Source organism: Streptomyces sp. NPDC088794 (assembly GCF_044750545.1).
Classification (GTDB): domain Bacteria; phylum Actinomycetota; class Actinomycetes; order Streptomycetales; family Streptomycetaceae; genus Streptomyces.
This window is the reverse complement of record NZ_JBIVKB010000010.1, coordinates 315485-334691: the sequence shown is the minus strand read 5'-3', so window position 1 is coordinate 334691 and position 19207 is coordinate 315485. Positions and strand designations below refer to the sequence as shown.

At 70.6% G+C, this 19207-nt stretch carries 13 protein-coding genes; 3 read left to right on the top strand and 10 right to left on the bottom strand.

Annotated elements, in window-relative coordinates:
- Positions 1-22 precede the first annotated feature (22 nt).
- Positions 23-2857: a glycoside hydrolase family 3 C-terminal domain-containing protein gene (locus tag ACIP6U_RS27670; protein ID WP_401722991.1), complete on the top strand. Its 2835-nt coding sequence runs from the start codon at positions 23-25 to the stop codon at positions 2855-2857.
- 111 nt (positions 2858-2968) lie between these two features.
- On the opposite strand, the gene ACIP6U_RS27665 is transcribed toward ACIP6U_RS27670, so the two are convergent.
- The 3 genes from ACIP6U_RS27665 to ACIP6U_RS27655 all read right to left on the bottom strand — a co-directional run bounded on the left by ACIP6U_RS27665 (position 2969) and on the right by ACIP6U_RS27655 (position 8503).
- Complete coding sequence (locus ACIP6U_RS27665; protein ID WP_401722988.1) at positions 2969-4414, bottom strand: aldehyde dehydrogenase family protein; 1446 nt, start codon at positions 4412-4414, stop codon at positions 2969-2971.
- Between the two features lie 255 nt (positions 4415-4669).
- Positions 4670-6232, bottom strand: coding sequence for a PucR family transcriptional regulator (locus ACIP6U_RS27660; RefSeq protein ID WP_401722985.1), 1563 nt, complete (start codon positions 6230-6232; stop codon positions 4670-4672).
- A gap of 153 nt (positions 6233-6385) precedes the next feature.
- Positions 6386-8503: an ATP-binding protein gene (locus tag ACIP6U_RS27655; RefSeq protein WP_401722982.1), complete on the bottom strand. Its 2118-nt coding sequence runs from the start codon at positions 8501-8503 to the stop codon at positions 6386-6388.
- 272 nt (positions 8504-8775) lie between these two features.
- Here ACIP6U_RS27655 and gabT point away from each other — a divergent pair, with 272 nt between their 5' ends.
- Together gabT and ACIP6U_RS27645 are read left to right on the top strand one after the other, a co-directional pair.
- Entirely contained in the window at positions 8776-10110 is a 1335-nt protein-coding gene (gabT, locus tag ACIP6U_RS27650) for a 4-aminobutyrate--2-oxoglutarate transaminase (protein WP_401722979.1), read from the top strand.
- 382 nt (positions 10111-10492) lie between these two features.
- A complete protein-coding gene (locus ACIP6U_RS27645) occupies positions 10493-11122 on the top strand; it encodes a phosphatase PAP2 family protein (protein ID WP_401723122.1) in 630 nt (209 codons plus the stop codon).
- On the opposite strand, the gene ACIP6U_RS27640 is transcribed toward ACIP6U_RS27645, so the two are convergent.
- From ACIP6U_RS27640 to ACIP6U_RS27610, 7 genes are all read right to left on the bottom strand, one after another.
- Positions 11061-12854 carry a chitinase gene (locus ACIP6U_RS27640; RefSeq protein WP_401722977.1) on the bottom strand — a complete coding sequence of 598 codons (1794 nt, stop codon included), beginning with the start codon at positions 12852-12854 and terminating at the stop codon, positions 11061-11063. The genes ACIP6U_RS27645 and ACIP6U_RS27640 overlap by 62 nt on opposite strands.
- Before the next feature lie 121 nt (positions 12855-12975).
- A complete protein-coding gene (locus ACIP6U_RS27635) occupies positions 12976-13431 on the bottom strand; it encodes a hypothetical protein (RefSeq protein WP_401722975.1) in 456 nt (151 codons plus the stop codon).
- Positions 13432-13559: 128 nt separating this feature from the next.
- A complete protein-coding gene (locus ACIP6U_RS27630) occupies positions 13560-14978 on the bottom strand; it encodes an NAD(P)/FAD-dependent oxidoreductase (RefSeq protein ID WP_401722972.1) in 1419 nt (472 codons plus the stop codon).
- Between the two features lie 29 nt (positions 14979-15007).
- A complete protein-coding gene (locus ACIP6U_RS27625; RefSeq protein ID WP_401722970.1) occupies positions 15008-15808 on the bottom strand; it encodes an ABC transporter permease in 801 nt (266 codons plus the stop codon).
- Positions 15808-16731 carry an ABC transporter permease gene (locus ACIP6U_RS27620; protein ID WP_401722967.1) on the bottom strand — a complete coding sequence of 308 codons (924 nt, stop codon included), beginning with the start codon at positions 16729-16731 and terminating at the stop codon, positions 15808-15810. Before ACIP6U_RS27620 ends, ACIP6U_RS27625 begins: the two co-directional genes overlap by 1 nt.
- The gene (locus tag ACIP6U_RS27615; protein ID WP_401722965.1) at positions 16731-17891 is read right to left on the bottom strand and encodes an ABC transporter ATP-binding protein; all 1161 of its coding nucleotides are present in this window, start codon (positions 17889-17891) and stop codon (positions 16731-16733) included. The genes ACIP6U_RS27620 and ACIP6U_RS27615 overlap by 1 nt, the downstream gene beginning before the upstream one ends.
- Complete coding sequence (locus tag ACIP6U_RS27610; RefSeq protein WP_401722963.1) at positions 17888-19135, bottom strand: spermidine/putrescine ABC transporter substrate-binding protein; 1248 nt, start codon at positions 19133-19135, stop codon at positions 17888-17890. Before ACIP6U_RS27610 ends, ACIP6U_RS27615 begins: the two co-directional genes overlap by 4 nt.
- Between the last annotated feature and the right edge of the window lie 72 nt (positions 19136-19207).

Genomic DNA, 19207 nt, shown 5'->3' with positions numbered 1-19207 from the left:
TCCATCGCAAGGGGAACCCCACGTGACCGAACAGACGCCGTCCACGCCGCCGTTCCGCGATCCGCAGCTGCCGTTCGCGAAGCGCATCGACGATCTGTTGGAGCGGCTGACGCTCGACGAGCGGATCTCCTTCCTGCACCAGTTCGCGCCCGCCGTCGAGCGCCTGGGCATCGCCGCCTTCCGCACCGGCCAGGAGGCCCTGCACGGAGTCGCGTGGATGGGCCCGGCGACGGTGTTCCCGCAGGCCGTAGGCCTCGGCGCGACCTGGAACCCGGAGCTGGTGCGCCGCGTCGGCGAGGCCGTCGCCCAGGAGGCGCGGGCCATGCGCGCCCGCGACGACCGCGTCGGCCTCAACGTCTGGGCGCCGACGGTGAACCTGCTGCGCCATCCGCTGTGGGGCCGTAACGAGGAGGGCTACTCGGAGGACCCGAAGCTCACCTCGGCCATCGCCACCGCGTACACGCGCGGCCTGCGCGGCGACCACCCGACGTACTGGCGCACGGCACCGGTCCTCAAGCACTGGCTCGCGCACAACAACGAGACGGGCCGCGACGTCACGTCCTCCTCGGTCCGCCCGCGCGTCCTGCACGAGTACGACCTGCGGGCCTTCCGCGAGACGGTCGAGGCGGGCGCGGTCGCCGGGGTGATGCCGGCGTACAACCTGGTCAACGGCCGCCCCAACCACGTCTCCCCGTACCTGCGCGAGCACCTGCGCGCCTGGACCGACGAGGAGCTGCTGGTCTGTTCGGACGCGGGGGCGCCCTCCAACCTGGTCGATTCCGAGCACTACTTCGACACCCACGAGGAGGCGACGGCCGCCGCGCTGAGCGCCGGCGTCGACAGCTTCACCGACCATGGCACGGACGCCTCGCGGATCACCTCGCGGATCAAGAGGGCGTACGAGCAAGGGCTGTTGACGGACGCGGACATCGATACGGCCGTCCGCCGCCAGCTCTCCGTACGCTTCCGGCTGGGCGAGTTCGACCCGCGCTACGACCCGTACGCCGGGGCCGCCGACTTCGACACCCCCGCGCACCGCGCCCTCGCCCAGGAGGCCGCCGAGCAGGCCGTCGTGCTGCTCAGGAACGACGGCCTGCTGCCGCTCGCCGCCGACACCCGGATCGCGGTCGTCGGCCTGCTCGCCGACGAGTGCAAGCTCGACTGGTACAGCGGCACCCTCATCCACCGTTCCACTCCGCTGGAGGGGCTGTACGAGCAGTTCGGCGCCGAGCGTGTGGAGTTCGCGGAGGGCGTGGACCGGGTGCGGCTGCGGACCTCCCAGGGCGACTTCCTCCAGGTGCCGTTGGTGGAGGTGGCCGACGAAGTGCGCGGCGCCGAGGGCGCGTTGGACCCGGCGCTGCTGGCCGGCCGCACCGACCTGCCCCCGCTCACCACCGACCCCGCCGGCACCGAACTCGCGCTCGTCGACTGGGGAGAGGGCGTCCTCACGCTCCGCGCCCCCGACGGCCGCTACCTCTCGGTGGCCGAGGACGGCTACCTCCGCGCCTCCACCGACCAGCCCGGCGGCTGGGTGGTCCAGGAGACGTTCCGCCTTGAACCCCACGAGAACGGTCACCTCCTGCTGCACATCGGTACAGGTCGCCATGTCTGTGTCGCCGCCGACGGCGTGAAGGTTGCCGAGTCGGGGGCGGAGGTGTTCGAGCCGGTCTTCGTCGAGCGCGGCGAGGAGGCGGTGCGGCGGGTCGCGGCACAGGCCGACGTCGTCGTGGTCGTGGCGGGCAACGACCCGCACATCAACGGCCGCGAGACCGAGGACCGTACGACCCTCCGCCTCCCCGCCCAGCAGGAACGCCTGCTGCGCGCGGCCCGCGCCACCAATCCGCGCACGGTGCTGGCGCTGGTCTCCGCGTACCCGTACACCGTCCGGGCCGCGACCCTGCCGGCCGTGCTGTGGACGGCCCACGGCGGCCAGGCGGCCGGCACCGCGCTGGCCCGCGTCCTGTCCGGCGAGGTCTCCCCCGCCGGGCGCCTGCCGCAGACCTGGTACGCGAGCGACGGCGACCTGCCCGACCTGCTCGACTACGACGTGATCGGCGGCCGGCAGACGTACCTCTACTTCGAGGGGACGCCCCTGTTCCCCTTCGGCCACGGACTGTCGTACGCGTCCTTCGCCTACGCCGACCTCGCCGTGCGGGTCGAGGACGGGTCGGCGCACGTCTCCTTCACGGTCACCAACACCGGTGACGTCACCGCCGACGAGGTCGCGCAGCTGTACACGCGGGCCGTGGAACCGTCGGTGCCGCGTCCGCGCCGTGAGCTGCTCGCGCACCGCCGGGTCACGCTGGCGCCGGGCGCCCGGGCGGACCTGTCCTTCGAAGTCCCGCTCTCCGCCTTCGAGTTCTGGGACGTGAAGGGCAGCGGGTGGCGTCTGGAGCCGGGCCCGTACGAGGTGTTGGCCGGCGCCTCCAGCGAGGACGTCCGCCTCCGGACGACGGTTGTGCCGGACGGCGACCCCGGCGGTCCGCGCCGCGTGCTCCAACGGGGGCTCTCCGCCGCCGACTTCGACGAGCAGAGCGGGATCGCGATCGTCGACCGTACGAAGGTGTCGGGGGACGCGGTGACGCCGGCGGACGGCGGCGGCGGTGAACTGGTCTACCGGGACTGCGACTTCGGAGCCGGCGTCACGGAGGTGACTGTGCGGGTGGCGGGCGAGGGGGCGGTCGAACTGTCCCTCGACGGCGGTCCGGCACTCGCCGAACTCGCCCTGCCCACGGCCACGTCGGGGCCGTACGACTACACCGTCCTCGGTGCCGGCATCGTCGCCGAGGGCGTGCACGACGTACACCTCAGACTGCGTGGGCCCTTGCGGCTCGCGCACGTCGGCTTCTCCGGTTGAGGGTCCGGGGCGGGCCGACGCGGAGAAGGGGCCCGGCACCGGAAGGCATCGGTGCCGGGCCCCTTCGAGGAGACTATATGAAAATGGTTCCCATTAGCTAGAGAGGTGCGGTCAGAGCGCGAGGCCCGTCAGCACCAGCACCCGCTCGTACGTGTAGTCGTCCATCGCGAACTTCACGCCCTCGCGGCCGACGCCCGACTGCTTGGCGCCGCCGTACGGCATCTGGTCGGCGCGGTAGGACGGGACGTCGCCGATGATCACGCCGCCGACCTCCAGCGCGCGGTGGGCGCGGAAGGCGACCTGCACGTCGTGGGTGAACACCCCTGCCTGGAGGCCGTACTTGGAGTCGTTGGCGGCGGCGAAGGCGGCGGCCTCGCCGTCCACCTTCGTCACGGTCAGCACCGGTCCGAAGACCTCCTCGCAGGAGATCGTCGTGTCGGCCGGTACGTCGGTGAGGACCGTCGGCGCGTAGGAGGCGCCGTCGCGCTTGCCGCCGGCGAGCAGGGTGGCGCCGGCCGAGACGGCCTCGTCGACCCAGGACTCGACCCGCTTCGCGGCATCCTCGCTGACCAGCGGGCCGACGTCGGTCTTGTCGTCGGCGGGGTCGCCGGTGACCTGGGCCTCGACGGCGGCGACGATGCGCGGCAGCAGCCGGTCGTAGACCGAGGCGTCCGCGATGACCCGCTGCACCGAGATGCAGGACTGGCCGCCCTGGTAGTTGGAGAAGGTCGCGATGCGGGTCGCGGCCCAGTCGAGGTCGGCGTCGCTCGCGTAGTCGGCGAGGACGACGGCCGCGCCGTTGCCGCCCAGCTCCAGAGTGCAGTGCTTGCGCGGCACCGAGTCCATGATCGCGTAGCCGACCTTCTCGGAACCGGTGAACGAGATGACCGGCAGGCGCTCGTCCTGGACCAGCGCGGGCATCCTGTCGTTGGCGACCGGGAGGATCGACCAGGAGCCGGCGGGCAGGTCGGTCTCGGCGAGCAGGTCGCCGATGATCAGACCCGAGAGCGGGGTGGCGGGGGCCGGCTTGAGGATGATCGGCACGCCGGCCGCGATCGCCGGGGCGATCTTGTGGGCGCACAGGTTCAGGGGGAAGTTGAAGGGCGCGATGCCGAGGACGACGCCCTTGGGGAAGCGGCGGGTGAGGGCGAGACGGCCCTGGCCGCCGAGGTCGGTGTCGAGGCGTTGCGCCTCGCCGGCGTTGAAGCGGCGGGCCTCTTCCGCGGCGAAACGGAAGACCGAGACCGCGCGGCCGACTTCGCCTCGGGCCCACTTGATGGGCTTGCCGTTCTCGGCGGAGATCAACTGGGCGATCTCTTCCGTGCGTTCTGCCAGGCGGCGGCTCACGTGGTCCAGGGCGGTGGCTCGGAGGTGGGCCGGGGTCGCCGCGAAGTCCTCGCGGATCGCGTGCGCGGCGGAGACGGCCTCTTCCACCTGGGCGTCCGTCGGGACGGCGACCTTTGCCACCAGGCGGCCGTCCCAGGGGGAGGTCACGTCGAAGGTGTCATCGCCGGTGACCTGGCGGCCGGCGAGCCAGAAGGCGGTGGGGGAAGTCATTGCGGGGTCCGGCCCTTCCGTCGGGGGTGCATGGGGTATTCGCGTCATTCGGGTCCACCGTAGGGCGGTGGGGGTGGGGCGGCGTTTGTCCGGGGTGTAGGGGTGGGGGGCGGCTGTGCGCCGGATTGGCCTAGTGGGGGTGCGGATGATTTTTTCGCCCCCGCCGCCCCTACCCGTCCCATCCTCCAGGGGCTCTGCCCCTTCGACCCCGCTGGGGCTCCGCCCCGGACCCCGCTCCTCAAACGCCGGAGGGGCTTAATTGCCTGCCTTCAAGGCCAGCCACAGCTCCATCCGCACGTCCGGGTCGTCCAAGGAGCGGCCCAGGATCTCCTCCACCCTGCGCATGCGATAGCGCAGCGTATGGCGGTGGACGCCCAGGTCGGCCGCTGCCGCGTCCCATTGGCCGTGGCGGGAGAGCCAGGCCCGCAAGGAGGCGACCAGGTCGCCTCGGCCTGTCGCGTCATGTTCCTGGAGGGGGCGGAGGAGGCCGTCGGCGAAGGCCTTCACCGCGTCGTCGGCCAGGAGCGGGAGGACGGATCCCGCCGCCAGTTGTTCGTGTTCCACCGAGATCCGGCCCCGGCGTCTCGCCACCGACAGCGCCTGTTCGGCCTGTTTGTACGCCGCGGCCGCCGCGATCGGGCCCACCGGGGCGGACAGGCCGACGACCGGTTCGGTCTCGTCGCCGACGGGCTGGTCGCCCACCGCGCCCGTCCGGGCCGCCTCCAGCGCCGACGTGTACTCCCGGCACGCGGCGACCGCGGCACCCTCGTCCGCGGCCAGGACGACCAGGCGCCCGCCCTCGGGCACCACCAGCACCGACTCCCCCGCGCGGGCGGCGGCGGACTCCACGGCCTCGGCGAGTGCGGCCGACGCCGAGGATGATTCGGCCACGACGATGCGGAAGGGGGCGTCGAGGAGGGTGCCGTAGAGGTCGCCGGCGACCGTGCGGGCGTGGTCCGGTTCGCCGGCCAGGAGCAGGCGCAGGACCGCCGCGTCGATGCGCTGTTCGGCGTCCTGGAGGGAGCGGGAGCGTTCCGTGGTGAGGGTGAGGAGGGCGATGGCCGAGTGGACCGCGTAGCGTTCCGCCGTGCCCAGGGCGGCTGCCGTGCCGACCGCCAGAGCCGCTCGCGGTCTGCGGCCCGTGCCGAGCGAGTGCAGCTCGACGCGGTCCTCGTTCTCCGGGCCGCCCACCACCGAGGACGCGGGGGCCGGTCGTTCCCGCAGTCGCTCCACGTCGGGCGTGAGGCGCGCGGCTCGGCGGCCCGCCCACTCCGGTGCCGCGGCGACCACGGCGCCCGAGGCGTCGTAGAGCGCCGCCCAGCCGTCCACCTGAGTGGCGAGCGCGGCAAGGAGTCCCTCGGGGCCGTTGGCCAGGGTCTGTCTGGTCAGTTCGCGCTGGGCGGCGAAGCCCGCCGTCACCGCGCGGTACTGGTCGGCGGCGATGGCCGCGGAGACCGCCTTGCTGATGGCGAGGAAGGGGGTGCGGCGCGGGACCTCCAGGAGGGGCAGGCCCTCCTGCTCCGCCGCGTCGACCAGGGCCGCGGGGATGTCCTCGTAGTGGACGCCCACGGCGAAGCCGAGTCCGGCCACGCCCGCCTCGGCCAGCCGCTTCACGTACCGGCGCATCGCCTCCGGGTCCTCCGCGTCCAGCTTCAGCGCGGTGATCAGGAGGAGCTCGCCGCCCTCCATGTAGGGCACCGGGTCGGCCAGCTCGCTGGCGTGCACCCAGCGGACGGGCACGTCCAGGCGGTCCTCGCCCGCGCGCACGGTCAGCTTGAGCGCGGAGTGATGGACGAGCGAGGCGAGGGTGGGGCGCATGGGGCCTTCAGGTCGGCGGGCGGGAGCGAGGTGCGGTGACGTGCGGTGAGGTGAATCGGATGGAGAGATCGGATGACCCGAGCTGATCACTTGGCCGCTTCGTATGAACGACCTCTACCGATTCTGCCTCACCGTACGGTCCCGCCGCGTGCCTCAGCTCCGGAGGTCCACCAGGAGCGGTGGCGCGTGTTCGCCCTTCACGTTCGTCAGGGAGAGGACCGCGTGGCCCGCCGGTACGCCGTGGGCCAGCTCGGACGCCGACCAGCGCTCCCGCTCGACCTGGCGGACGGTGACCGCGCGCTGAGTCGGGGCCTTGCCGGTGATCACGCGGCGGACCATGTGCAGGGCCTTGCCCGCGGGGGTCTCGGCGATGATCTGCCGGTCGGTGACGTCCCGTGCCTCGGTCCACTCCTTGCCCCAGACCTCGGCGAAGTCCTGCCCGTCCCAGGGGGTGAGCCCGGCGAGTGCCATCCGGCAGCCGACGGCGCCGAGCAGGGGGTTGCGCAGGGGCCTGGGTACGTCGTCCAGGGTGCGCAGGGTGAGGACGACACCGGCGTTCGCCGACCGCAGCCGCTGGATGCCGCGGATGGCCTCCGGGGTCACCACGCCCGACGCGTCGTCCAGCACCAGACAGGCGAACAGCGACCGGTCCTCCCGCGCCGACACACTCGCCGTGAACTGCGCGAGCACCAGCCGCGCCAGCATCCGCGAGGCGTCCGCGTGCCCGCGCTCGGGCAGGTCGATGCGGACCCGTACGGGGTGGTCGAGCGCCTTGAGCGAGAACGGCCGTGTCTGCCCGGACGTGTCGAAGAACCCGGCGAAGGCGGGCCGGTCCAGCAGCGCCACCCGGTCCGCGAGCACCGGCGCCACATCGCCGGGATGCGCCAACTGTCGCTCCCGCGCGTCCAGTTCGCGGATCAGCGACTCCTGTCCCGAGCCCTGCAACGCCTTGCGCAGGGTGTCCAGCGGGCCGGGCGCGCCGTCCAGCAGCTGCCGCAGTTCCGGCACGGACGGGAAGCGGCCGTGCACGGCCCGGAAGGGGCCGAGGAGTTGGGCCAGGACGGTCGTGGAGCGCCGGCTGTCGTTGCCCGGGTGCGGATCGGCGAGGTCCCCGACCAGCGCCTCGGCGAGCACGGCCGCAGCCTCGTCCGGGTCCGCGGTGCCGCCGTACAGGTCCAGGTCGTAGACGGATTCCGGATTCCCGATCCGTACGACGACGTCGTACGCGTCGACCGGTCCGAGCCCCGCGCCCGCCGCGCCGACCACGACCACCGCGGCGCGGCCGGCCAACGCGTGCAGGCACAGCGACTCGGCGAGCGGGCGGACCAGGGTCCCGGTCTTGCCGGAGCCGGCCGGTCCGACGGCGAGGAGGGAGGTGCCCAGGAGGTCGGGGTCGAGGCCGAGGCCCGCGCCGCGGTAGGCGTAGGGGTTGCGGGGGTCGTCGGCGGTGGTGCCGAGCCGTACCTGTCCGGTCAGCAGGTCGTGGCGGGCCAGCCGGGTCGGCAGGTCACGTTCGCCGGAGGGGTGCAGACAGGCGGCGGAGCCGTCCTTCAGGACGGCACCCGTGAAGGCGGCGAGGGTGTGCCGGCCGCTGCGCACGCCCTGCCAGGCCCGGGTGATCCGGGCGTGGTCGACGTCCCGCATCAGCCCGGACCGCGCCTCGGTCGTCAGCCGCTCGGCGGCGTCCACGGCCCCGGCGGCCCGCAGCTGGGGCCATTCGGCGAGGTCCTGCTCGGGGGCCGGGGGGCGTTCGGTGCGGGGGGTCGCGGAGCGGTTCCAGGCGGGCGGGCCGTAGCGGCGCCAGATCTCCGCCCAGCGGCCGAGCCGGCCCACGCCGATCATGATGATCAGGGCGATCAGCACGTAGTAGGCGTAGACGACCACGACGGAGGCGAAGCTGTGCGGCGAGGCCCAGGAGTCCGGGATCATCGCGTAGAGCGGGAGCAGCCACCAGCCGCCGACGTAGCCGTTCCACAGCAGCGACCAGATCAGCCAGCCGACCAGGAAGGCGATCAGTGCGCCGCTGATCAGCTGGCGGCCCGGGATCCGCTCGGGCTCCTCCTCGGGCCGCGGCCGGTGTCCGAACCGCCAGACCCCGGGCAACGTCTCCGGGCGCGCCGTCCGCAGCCAGGTCAGGAAGGCCGAGCCGTCCGGGCGTGGCGGCGCGCCGGGGGCGTCGGCGGGCCGCGGCGGGATCCGGGGCGGCCCCGCCGGGCGCGGCACGGGATTCGCCTGCGTACCCCGCGTGTCCTGCGTCCCGTCGCTGTCCATCGCTCTCGCTTCCCGACCAGCCGTTCCGTCCACCTTCAGCGGTCAATCTAACGCGCCCGCAAGGGGAGTTCACCGATTGCGCGGCCGGGCCGTCCCAGCACTCCCGGAGTGGGCCATGTCCACGGTGGACAACCGGCGGCACCGAAAACGCCCACATGGAGCATGCCCACCCCCCATGCCCCGTCCTAGCCTGCGAGAAAAGGAAAAGTCACAGCCGACGCCACAGCCGAAGCCAACAGTCCGTTTGGCCGCAACACCCCCAGGAGCCCCTCATGACCGCACTTCCGCAGGAGCGCCGCGTAGTCACCGCCATCCCCGGCCCGAAGTCGCAGGAACTGCAGGCCCGCCGGCTCGCCGCGGTCGCGCAGGGCGTGGGCTCGGTGCTGCCCGTCTTCACCGTGCGGGCCGGCGGCGGGATCATCGAGGACGTCGACGGGAACCGGCTGATCGACTTCGGTTCCGGCATCGCGGTGACCTCCGTCGGCGCCTCCGCCGAGGCCGTCGTACGGCGCGCGAGCGCGCAGCTCGCCGACTTCACCCACACCTGTTTCATGGTCACGCCCTACGAGGGGTACGTGGAGGTCGCGGAGGCGCTGGCCGAGCTGACCCCGGGCGACCACGCCAAGAAGTCGGCGCTGTTCAACTCGGGCGCCGAGGCCGTCGAGAACGCCGTCAAGATCGCGCGGGCGTACACCAAGCGGCAGGCCGTGGTGGTGTTCGACCACGGGTACCACGGGCGTACGAACCTGACGATGGCGCTGACCTCGAAGAACATGCCGTACAAGAACGGTTTCGGGCCGTTCGCGCCCGAGGTCTACCGGGTGCCGGTGGCGTACGGCTACCGCTGGCCGACCGGGGCCGAGAACGCCGGTGCGGAGGCGGCCGCGCAGGCCGTCGACCAGATCAGCAAGCAGGTGGGCGCGGACAACGTCGCCGCGATCATCATCGAGCCGGTGCTCGGCGAGGGCGGCTTCATCGAGCCGGCCAAGGGCTTCCTGCCGGCGCTGAGCAAGTTCGCCAAGGACAACGGCATCGTCTTCGTGGCCGACGAGATCCAGTCCGGCTTCTGCCGTACCGGTCAGTGGTTCGCCTGTGAGGACGAGGGCATCGTGCCCGACCTGATCACCACGGCGAAGGGCATCGCGGGCGGGCTCCCGCTGGCCGCGGTGACCGGCCGCGCCGAGATCATGGACGCCGCGCACGCCGGCGGCCTCGGCGGCACCTACGGCGGCAACCCGGTGGCCTGCGCCGGTGCGCTCGGTGCCATCGAGACGATGAGGGAGCTGGACCTCAACGCCCGGGCCAAGCACATCGAGGCGGTCATGAAGCCCCGTCTGGCCGCGATGGCGGAGAAGTTCGACATCATCGGTGACGTGCGCGGGCGCGGCGCGATGATCGCCGTCGAACTCGTCAAGGACCGGACGACCAAGGAGCCGAACCCGGAGGCGACCGCGGCGCTGGCCAAGGCCTGCCACCAGGAAGGTCTGGTGGTCCTGACCTGTGGCACCTACGGCAACGTCCTCCGTTTCCTGCCCCCGCTGGTCATCGGCGAGGACCTCCTGAACGAGGGCCTCGACATCATCGAGCAGGCCTTCACCCGCATCTAGGGACGCACCGGGGATGCCCACCGGCAGAGCGTGTGAAGAAGGTGTGCGAGGTGCATGGCGGGACTCGATTCCGCCTGTCTTCGCTCACTCCACTGCCGTAGGTTCATTCCAGATGAGAGATACACCCCGCCCACAGGGGACTGTGGGCGATTTCAGGACGGGGCCTCCCCAGCTTCGACCTGGTCGTGCCCTCGCGCACACACCCGGAGCCTCCGGCTCCGGATCTCCTCACCGATCGGACAGTCGCCCGCCCCAAACCCCCCGGGGTGGGCGTCGATCCGATCCGGACGGCCACCCCGGAACCACCCCCCCTGTTCCGGGGTGGCCGACCTCCTCTCTCTCCTTCGTACTTCTCCTCGGGCTTCCCGCCCTCCTCTTCGCGCTGATCACCTGGCAGGTCGTGGCCAACGGCCCCCTGCTGCGCGCGGACGAACGGATCAGCCGGGCCCTCGTCCATCCGGACCGCGCCTCCGAACTCCTCGCCGACCTCGGCAACTTCCAGATCGCGGTCCCCGTGCTCGCCGTCGCCCTGGCCTACGTCGCCTGGCGAGGTCGTGCCACAGGTACGGACCGCTGGTGGCTGCCGCCGCTCGCCGGAGCCGTCCTGATGATGCTGGTCCCGGTGCTGGTCGTACCCCTCAAGGAACTGATCGACCGCCCCGGGACCCCGGCCGTACCGCCCGCCACCGGCTACTACCCCTCCGGCCACACCGCGACGGCGATGGTCGCGTACGGCACCGCGACCCTGCTCCTCCTCCCCTGGCTCCGCTCGGCGAACGCCCGCCGGGCGGTGGTCGTCGCAGCCGCCGTCCTCAACCTCGCCGTCGCCTTCGGCCTGGTCCGCCGGGGCTACCACTGGCCACTGGACGTGGTGGCCAGTTGGTGCCTCGGAACGGTTCTGCTGACCGCGCTGACCCTGGTGCTCGGCCGGCCCAGTCCGCTCGGTTCGCTCAGGGGAAGTACGCGTCGAAGTTCCGCTGGAACTCCCAGTTCGAGTACCGGTCCCAGTTGACCGACCAGGTCATCAGGCCGCGCAGGGCGGGCCAGGTGCCGTGGGTGGTGTACGAGCCGCAGTTGGTCTTCTTCGTCAGGCAGTCCAGGGACTTGTTGACCTCGGACGGGGAGACGTAGCCGTTGCCCGCGTTCGTCGACGCCGGCATGCCGATGGCTATCTGGTCGGGGCGCAGGGCCGGGAAGACGTTGTTCGCGTCACCGGCCACCGGGAAGCCCGTGAGCAGCATGTCGGTCATGGCGATGTGGAAGTCGGCGCCGCCCATGGAGTGGTACTGGTTGTCGAGGCCCATGATCGGGCCCGAGTTGTAGTCCTGGACGTGGAGCAGGGTGAGGTCGTCGCGCAGGGCGTAGATGACCGGGAGGTACGCGCCGCAGCGCGGGTCCTGGCCGCCGAACTTGCCGGTGCCGTAGAACTGGTAGCCCATCTGCACGAAGAAGGTCTCCGGGGCCATCGAGAGCACGAACTTGGTTCCGTACTTGGCCTTCAGGGTCTTCAGGGCCGAGATCAGGTTGACGATCACGGGGGTCGTCGGGTTCTTGAAGTCCGTGTCGCTCGCGTTCAGGGAGAGCGAGTGGCCCTCGAAGTCGATGTCCAGTCCGTCCAGGCCGTAGGTGTCGATGATGTTCGAGACGGACGAGACGAAGGTGTCTCGGGCTGCCGTCGTGGTCAGTTGGACCTGGCCGTTCGCGCCGCCTATCGAGATCAGCACCTTCTTGCCCGCCGCCTGCTTGGCCTTGATCGCCGCCTTGAAGTCGGCGTCCGACTCGACGTTCGCGCACTCCGTCACCGGGCAGCGGTTGAAGCGGATGTCGCCCGAGGTGGTGGAGGTCGGCTCGCCGAAGGCCAGGTCGATGACGTCCCAGCTGTCGGGCACGTCGGCCAGGCGCGTGTAGCCGGCGCCGTTGGCGAAGCTGGCGTGGAGATAGCCGACGAGGGCGTGGGTGGGCAGGCCCGGGGTGCCGCCTGTGCCCGTGCTGGTCGTCGCGGTCACCGCGGCCGACTTCGCCGACTCGCCGGCGTCGTTGCTCGCGGTGACCTGGAAGCTGTACGCGGTGGCCGCGGTCAGGCCGGTCACGGTGGCCGAAGTGCCGGTCGCCGTCTGGACCTTGGTGCCGTTGCGATAGATCGCGTAGCTGGTGGCGCCGGTGGCGGCCGTCCAGGACAGGCCGACGGAGGACGAGGTGATCGTGCCGGTCTTCAGGCCGGTCGGGGTGGCGGGCGGCTGGCCGGTGCTGCCGCCGGGGCCGATGAGGGAGATGTCGTCGGCGTAGTAGGCGCCGGTGCCGTACCAACCATGGGTGTACAGAGTGACCTTGGTGGTGGCGGCGCCGGTGGTGAAGGTCGTGGTGAGCTTCTGCCAGTCGGGGGCGGACTGGGTCCAGGTGGAGACGTCGGTGGTGCCGGTGCCGTTCGCACCGAGATAGACGTAGGAGCCGCGGACGTAACCGCTCAGCGTGTACTGGGAGTTCGGCTGGACGGTCACCGTCTGCGCACACTGGGCGTAGTCGCTGCCGGCCGGGGTTGCCTGCAGCGCGGAACTCCCGCTGTGCACGGGCGATTTCACCGTCGTGGCGGCCGAACAGGTCCAGCTGTCGAGGCCGGACTCGAAGCCTCCGTTCTTCGCCAGGTCCGCGTCGGCCGCACGGGCGGCCGACGAGAGCGCGGTGATACCGGGCACGGCCAGCAGGGTGGCCGTGAGCAGGGCGAGGAAGGGTCTGAAGCGGTCCACAAGGGCCTCCGGACATGGGGGAATTGGAGGGGTGGAGCGCGCTCAATTTGGTCCAGACCAATCCTGTTGTCAAGACCTCCTGCCGCTACCCGCGTTCATCGCCCACTGTCATCGCCCGTCCTCATGGGCTGCCGTCGTCGGTGGCCAGCCCGGCCGCCGCCTCGTGCATGGCGAGTTCGAGCAGGGCCGGATCGGTGAGCGTGCCCGAGCCGTCCGGCGGGACCAGCCAGCGGACTCCTCCGGTGGCACGGCCCGGGTAGGGCACGACGATCCAGGTGCCGGCGCCCGCCGTGCGGATCCCGGTGCCGAGCCAGCGGGCGGCCGTCCCGGGCGGCACGAAGAAGCCCATCCGGTTGTCGCCGAAGTCGACGAGCACAGGACCGGGTTGGTCCAGCACCCGGGTGAGCACGTCGAGCGTGGGATAGCCGAGTTCGCCCGGCAGGATCAGTACGTCCCACGCCTTGCCGGCGGGCAGCAGGGCCACCCCCAGCGGATTGCGTTCCCATTCCCAGCGGCAAGCCTCGGGGTCGGGTGCCACCGATGCCAGCCAGTCGACCGCCGTCTTCGCCCCAGTCATGAGACGACCTCCCTCTGTGTCGTGGACGCTGGTCGCGTCACGAGAGAGAGGGAGGTCTTCCGGGGACCATTACGCGGGTTCCGGCACCCCGTTGGAGTGAACCGGATCACACCTCGCGAAAGCGGCGTTCAGCTGTCGAAGCCCAGGCCAAGCCGGTCCATGGTGCGCAGCCAGAGGTTGCGCCGGCCGTCGCGGGTGTCCGCGCGGGCCAGCGACCACTTGGTGAGGGCGATGCCCGTCCAGGCGAACGGCTCGGGCGGGAACGGCAACGGCTTCCTGCGGACCATCTCCAGGCGGGTCCGCTCGGTGTCCTCTCCGTCCAGCAGGTCGAGCATCACGTCGGCGCCGAAGCGGGTGGCGCCGACGCCGAGACCCGTGTACCCGGCCGCGTACGCCACGTTCCCCCGGTGCGCGGTGCCGAAGAACGCCGAGAAGCGCGAGCAGGTGTCGATCGCGCCGCCCCACGCGTGCGAGAAGCGGACGCCCTCCAACTGCGGGAAGCAGGTGAAGAAATGCCCCGCGAGCTTCGCGTACGTCTCCGGTCGGTCGTCGTACTCCCGGCGCACCCGGCCGCCGTACGGGTAGATCGCGTCGTAACCGCCCCACAGGATCCGGTTGTCGGCGGAGAGCCGGAAGTAGTGGAACTGGTTCGCCGAATCACCGAGACCCTGGCGGTTCTTCCAGCCGATCGACGCCAACTGCTCGTCGCTCAGCGGCTCGGTCATCAGCGCGTAGTCGTAGACCGGGACGGTGTACGCCCGCACGCGCTTGACCAGGTTCGGGAAGATGTTGGTGCCGAGCGCGACCTTGCGGGCCCGGACCGAGCCGTAGGGGGTGCGTACGGCCATGCCGGCGCCGTACGGCTTCAGGGCGAGGGCGGGGGTGTGCTCGTACACGCGGACCCCGAGCCGGACGCAGGCCTGCTTCAACCCCCAGGCCAGCTTGGCGGGGTGGAGCATCGCCACTCCCCCGCGATCCCACAGGCCGGCCTGGAAGGTCGGTGAGTCGACTTGTTGCCGTACCGCTTCGGCGTCCAGGAACTCGACGCCCTCGGCGAGGCCCGCGCGCTCCATCTCCTCGTACCAGTCGCGCAGTTCGGCCGCCTGGTAGGGCTCGGTCGCCACGTCGATCTCGCCGGTGCGCTCGAAGTCGCAGTCGATGCCGTGCCGGACGACCGCGCTCTCGATCTCGTCGAGGTTGCGGGCGCCCAGCTTCTCCAGCCGGTGGATCTCCTCGGGCCAGCGGGCGAGGCCGTTGGGCAGGCCGTGGGTGAGGGAGGCGGCGCAGAAGCCGCCGTTGCGGCCCGAGGCGGCCCAGCCCACCTCGCGGCCTTCCAGCAGGACGACATCCCGTCGCGGGTCGCGCTCCTTGGCGATCAGCGCGGTCCACAGTCCGCTGTATCCGCCGCCGACGACCAGCAGATCGCAGGTCTCGGCGCCGGTGAGCGCGGGCTCGGGGTGGGGCTTGCCGGGATCTTCGAGCCAGTACGGGACCGGCTGTGCGTCGGAGAGCGACTTCGTCCACTTGCTCATGGCGCTTGGGGCCATGATTTCAACTCCCTACAAGGGCTTTGTGCTTACGCCTTCTGCCTGTTGCGGCGATTTCCGAGAACCATGGAGAACAGCACCAACAGTACGGCGACCAGGAACATGGCCGTGCCGATGACATTGATCTGTACGGGTGTTCCGCGCTGTGCCGAACCCCAGACGAACATGGGGAAGGTGACGGTCGAGCCCGCGTTGAAATTGGTGATGATGAAATCGTCGAAGGAGAGCGCGAAGGAAAGCAGCGCACCCGCGGCGATTCCGGGTGCCGCGATGGGCAGGGTGACGCGCAGGAAGGTCTGCGCCGGGCCGGCGTAGAGGTCCTGGGCGGCCTGTTCCAGGCGCGGGTCCATCGACATCACACGTGCCTTGACGGCGACGACGACGAAGCTGAGGCAGAACATGATGTGCGCGATCAGGATCGTCCAGAAGCCCAGCGGCGCACCGAGGTTGAGGAACAGGGTGAGCAGCGAGGCGGCCATGACGACCTCGGGCATCGCCATCGGCAGGAAGATCAGCGAGTTCACCGAGCCGCGCGCGCGGAAGCGGTAGCGGACCAGCGCGAAGGCGATCATCGTGCCGAGCGCGGTCGCGCCGACGGTCGCCCAGAAGGCGATCTGGAGGCTGAGCGAGAGCGAGCCGCACATGTCGGCGACCCCGCACGGGTCTTTCCAGGCGTCGAAGGAGAACTGCTGCCATTCGTAATTGAAGCGCCCCTTCGGTTTGTTGAAGGAGAACACCGTGACGACGACGTTCGGCAGCAGCAGATAACCGAGGGTCAGAAGTCCCGCGATGACGACGAGATGGCGCTTGAACCAGGTGACGACGGGCATCAGACCAGATCCTCCGTCCCGGACCTGCGGATGTAAATGGTGACCATGAGGAGAATCGCCGCCATGAGGATGAAGGAGAGGGCCGCGGCCGTCGGATAGTCCAGGATCCGCAGGAACTGCGTCTGGATGACGTTTCCGATCATGCGGGTGTCGGTGGAGCCGAGGAGTTCGGCGTTCACGTAGTCGCCGGCCGCCGGGATGAACGTCAGCAGCGTTCCGGAGACCACGCCCGGCATCGACAGCGGGAAGGTCACCTTGCGGAAGGTCGTGAAGGGCTTGGCGTACAGATCGCCGGCCGCCTCGTGCAGCCGCCCGTCGATGCGTTCCAGCGAGGTGTAGAGCGGCAGCACCATGAACGGCAGGAAGTTGTACGTCAGTCCGCAGACGACGGCGAGCGGGGTGGCCAGCACGCGGTCGCCGGAGGTCCAGCCGAGCCAGCTGGTGACGTCCAGGACGTGCAGCGTGTTGAGGGCGCCGACGACCGGGCCGCTGTCCGCGAGGATCGTCTTCCAGGCGAGCGTGCGGATCAGGAAGCTGGTGAAGAAGGGCGCGATCACCAGGATCATGATCAGGTTCCGCCAGCGGCCCGCGCGGAACGCGATGAGGTACGCCAGCGGATAGCCCAGCAGCAGACACAGCACGGTCGCGGCGGCGGCGTAGAGGACCGAGCGCAGGAACTGCGGCCAGTACTCGCTCAGCGCGTCCCAGTAGGTCGCGAAGTGCCAGGTGACCTTGTAGCCGTCCTCCAGGGAGCCCGTCTGCACGGAGGTGGAGGCCTGGTAGATCATCGGCAGCGCGAAGAAGACCACCAGCCAGAGCAGACCGGGCAGCAGGAGCCAGTACGGCGTCCAGCGGCCCCGCTTGCGCGGCGGCTTCTTGTCGGGGGCCGGCGCCAGAGGGGGCGCCTCGGTGGCTGCGGCCATCAGGCGGCCTCCTCCTCGATGTCGACGCCGGCGTCGATGTCCTGGGCCGCGTCGAGGCCGAAGGTGTGAGCCGGGTTCCAGTGCAGGACGACCTCGGCACCGGGCCGCAGCCGGGCGTCGCGGTCGATGTTCTGGGCGTAGACCTCGAACTCGGGGCAGACCGGGCTGTCGATGACGTACTGCGTGGAGACGCCGATGAAACTGGAGTCGACGATCTTGCCCGTGATGCGGTTGCGGCCCTCGGGGATCTCGCCGGCCTCGTCGGCGTGGGTGAGGGAGATCTTCTCGGGGCGTACGCCGACCAGTACCTTGCCGCCGGTGGTGGTCGGCGCCGAACAGCGCGCCTCGGGCAGCACGAGCTTGCCGCCGCCCGCCTTGAGGACGATGTCGTCGCCGCTCTTGGTGTCGACCTCGGCCTCGATCAGGTTGGAGGTGCCGAGGAAGTTGGCGACGAACGTGGTGTTGGGGTTCTCGTAGAGGTCGGTGGGCGAGCCGAGTTGCTCGACGCGGCCCGCGTTCATCACGGCGACCGTGTCGGCCATGGTCATGGCCTCCTCCTGGTCGTGCGTGACGTGCACGAAGGTGATGCCGACCTCGGTCTGGATGCGCTTGAGCTCCAACTGCATCTGGCGGCGCAGCTTGAGGTCGAGGGCGCCGAGGGGCTCGTCGAGCAGGAGCACCTTCGGGGTGTTGATCAGGGCGCGGGCCACGGCGACGCGCTGCTGCTGGCCGCCGGAGAGCTGGTGCGGCTTCTTGCGTGCCTGCTCGCCGAGTTGGACCAGGTCGAGCATGTCCTCGACCTGCTTCTTCACCGACTTGATGCCGCGCCGGCGCAGGCCGAAGGCGACGTTCTCGAAGATGTCGAGGTGCGGGAAGAGGGCGTAGGACTGGAAGACGGTGTTCACCGGCCGCTTGTAGGGCGGCAGATGGGTCACCTCCTGGTCGCCCAGGAACACGGTCCCGCTGCTCGGCTCCTCCAGGCCCGCGATCATCCGGAGGGTGGTGGTCTTGCCGCAGCCGGAGGCACCGAGCAGGGCGAAGAAGGAGCCCTGCGGCACGGTCAGGTCCAACGGGTGCACGGCGGTGAAGGCGCCGTAGGTCTTGCTGATTCCGGAGAGGCGGACGTCGCCGCTGTTGTCCGTGGTGTTCATGGTCGTCACGCCCCTGTGAGCTTCGCGAACTTCTCTTCGTAGGCCGTCTCTTCCTTCGCGCTCAGGGAGCGGAAGGCATGGGACTTGGCGGCCATGGCCTGGTCGGGAATGATCAGCGGGTTCTCGGCCGCCGACTTGTCGATCTTCGCCAGATAGGGCTTCACGCCGTCGACGGGCGTCACGTAGTTGATGTAGGCGGCGAGGTCGGCGGCCTGCTGGGGCTCGTAGTAGAAGTCGATGAGCCGCTCGGCGTTCGTCTTGTGGCGCGCCTTGTTGGGGATCAGCATGTTGTCGGTCGACGTCATGTAGCCGCTGTCCGGGATGACGAAGTCGACGTCGGGGCTGTCCGCCTTGAGCTGGACCACGTCACCGGCCCAGGCGATACAGGCCGCGAAGTCGCCCTTGGTGAGGTCGGACGTGTAGTCGTTGCCGGTGAAGCGGCGGATCTGGCCCTTGTCGACGGCCTTCTGGATGCGGGCCACGACCGCGTCGAAGTCGTCGTCGGTGAACTTCGCCGGGTCCTTGCCCATGTCGAGCAGCGTCATGCCGATGCTGTCGCGCATCTCGGACAGGAAGCCGACCCGGCCCTTGAGCTTGGGGTTGTCGAGCAGGTCGGAGACCGACTTCACCTCGACGCCGTCGAGCGCCTTCTTGTTGTAGGCGATGACGGTCGAGATGCCCTGCCATACGTAGGAGTAGGCGCGTCCCGGATCCCAGTCCGGGTTGCGGAACTGGGCCGACAGGTTGGCGTAGGCGTGCGGGAGATGGGACGGGTCCAGTTTCTGGACCCACCCCAGGCGGATCAGCCGGGCGGCCAGCCAGTCGGTGAGGACGATGATGTCGCGGCCGGTGTCCTGGCCCGCGGCGAGCTGCGGCTTGATCTTGCCGAAGAACTCGTTGTTGTCGTTGATGTCCTCGGTGTACTTGACCGTGATGCCGGTCCGTTTGCGGAACGCGTCCAGCGTCGGGTGGTGCTTGCCGCTGTCGTCCACGTCGATGTACTCGGTCCAGTTGGAGAAGTTGACGGTCTTCTCCGTGGCCGAGTGGTCGTCGGCGGACACGCCGCCCTGGGTCTTGCCGGCCGCGGGGATCCCGCAGCCGCTCAGTGCCCCGACGCCGCCGAGCGCGAGCGCGCCGCCCGCGGAGGCGCGCAGCAGCGAACGGCGGGTGAGGGCGGCCCTCCCGTTGCGGAAGCTGCGCCGCATGGCGGCCACCTGGGCCGGGGAGAGGCGTTCGGGCTCGTACTGCTCCATGCGCTTGCTGCCCTTTCAGGAGGGACGAGGTTGGGGCCGTGGTCGGCGGCCGGTCTTCCCGCCCGGCGGTAG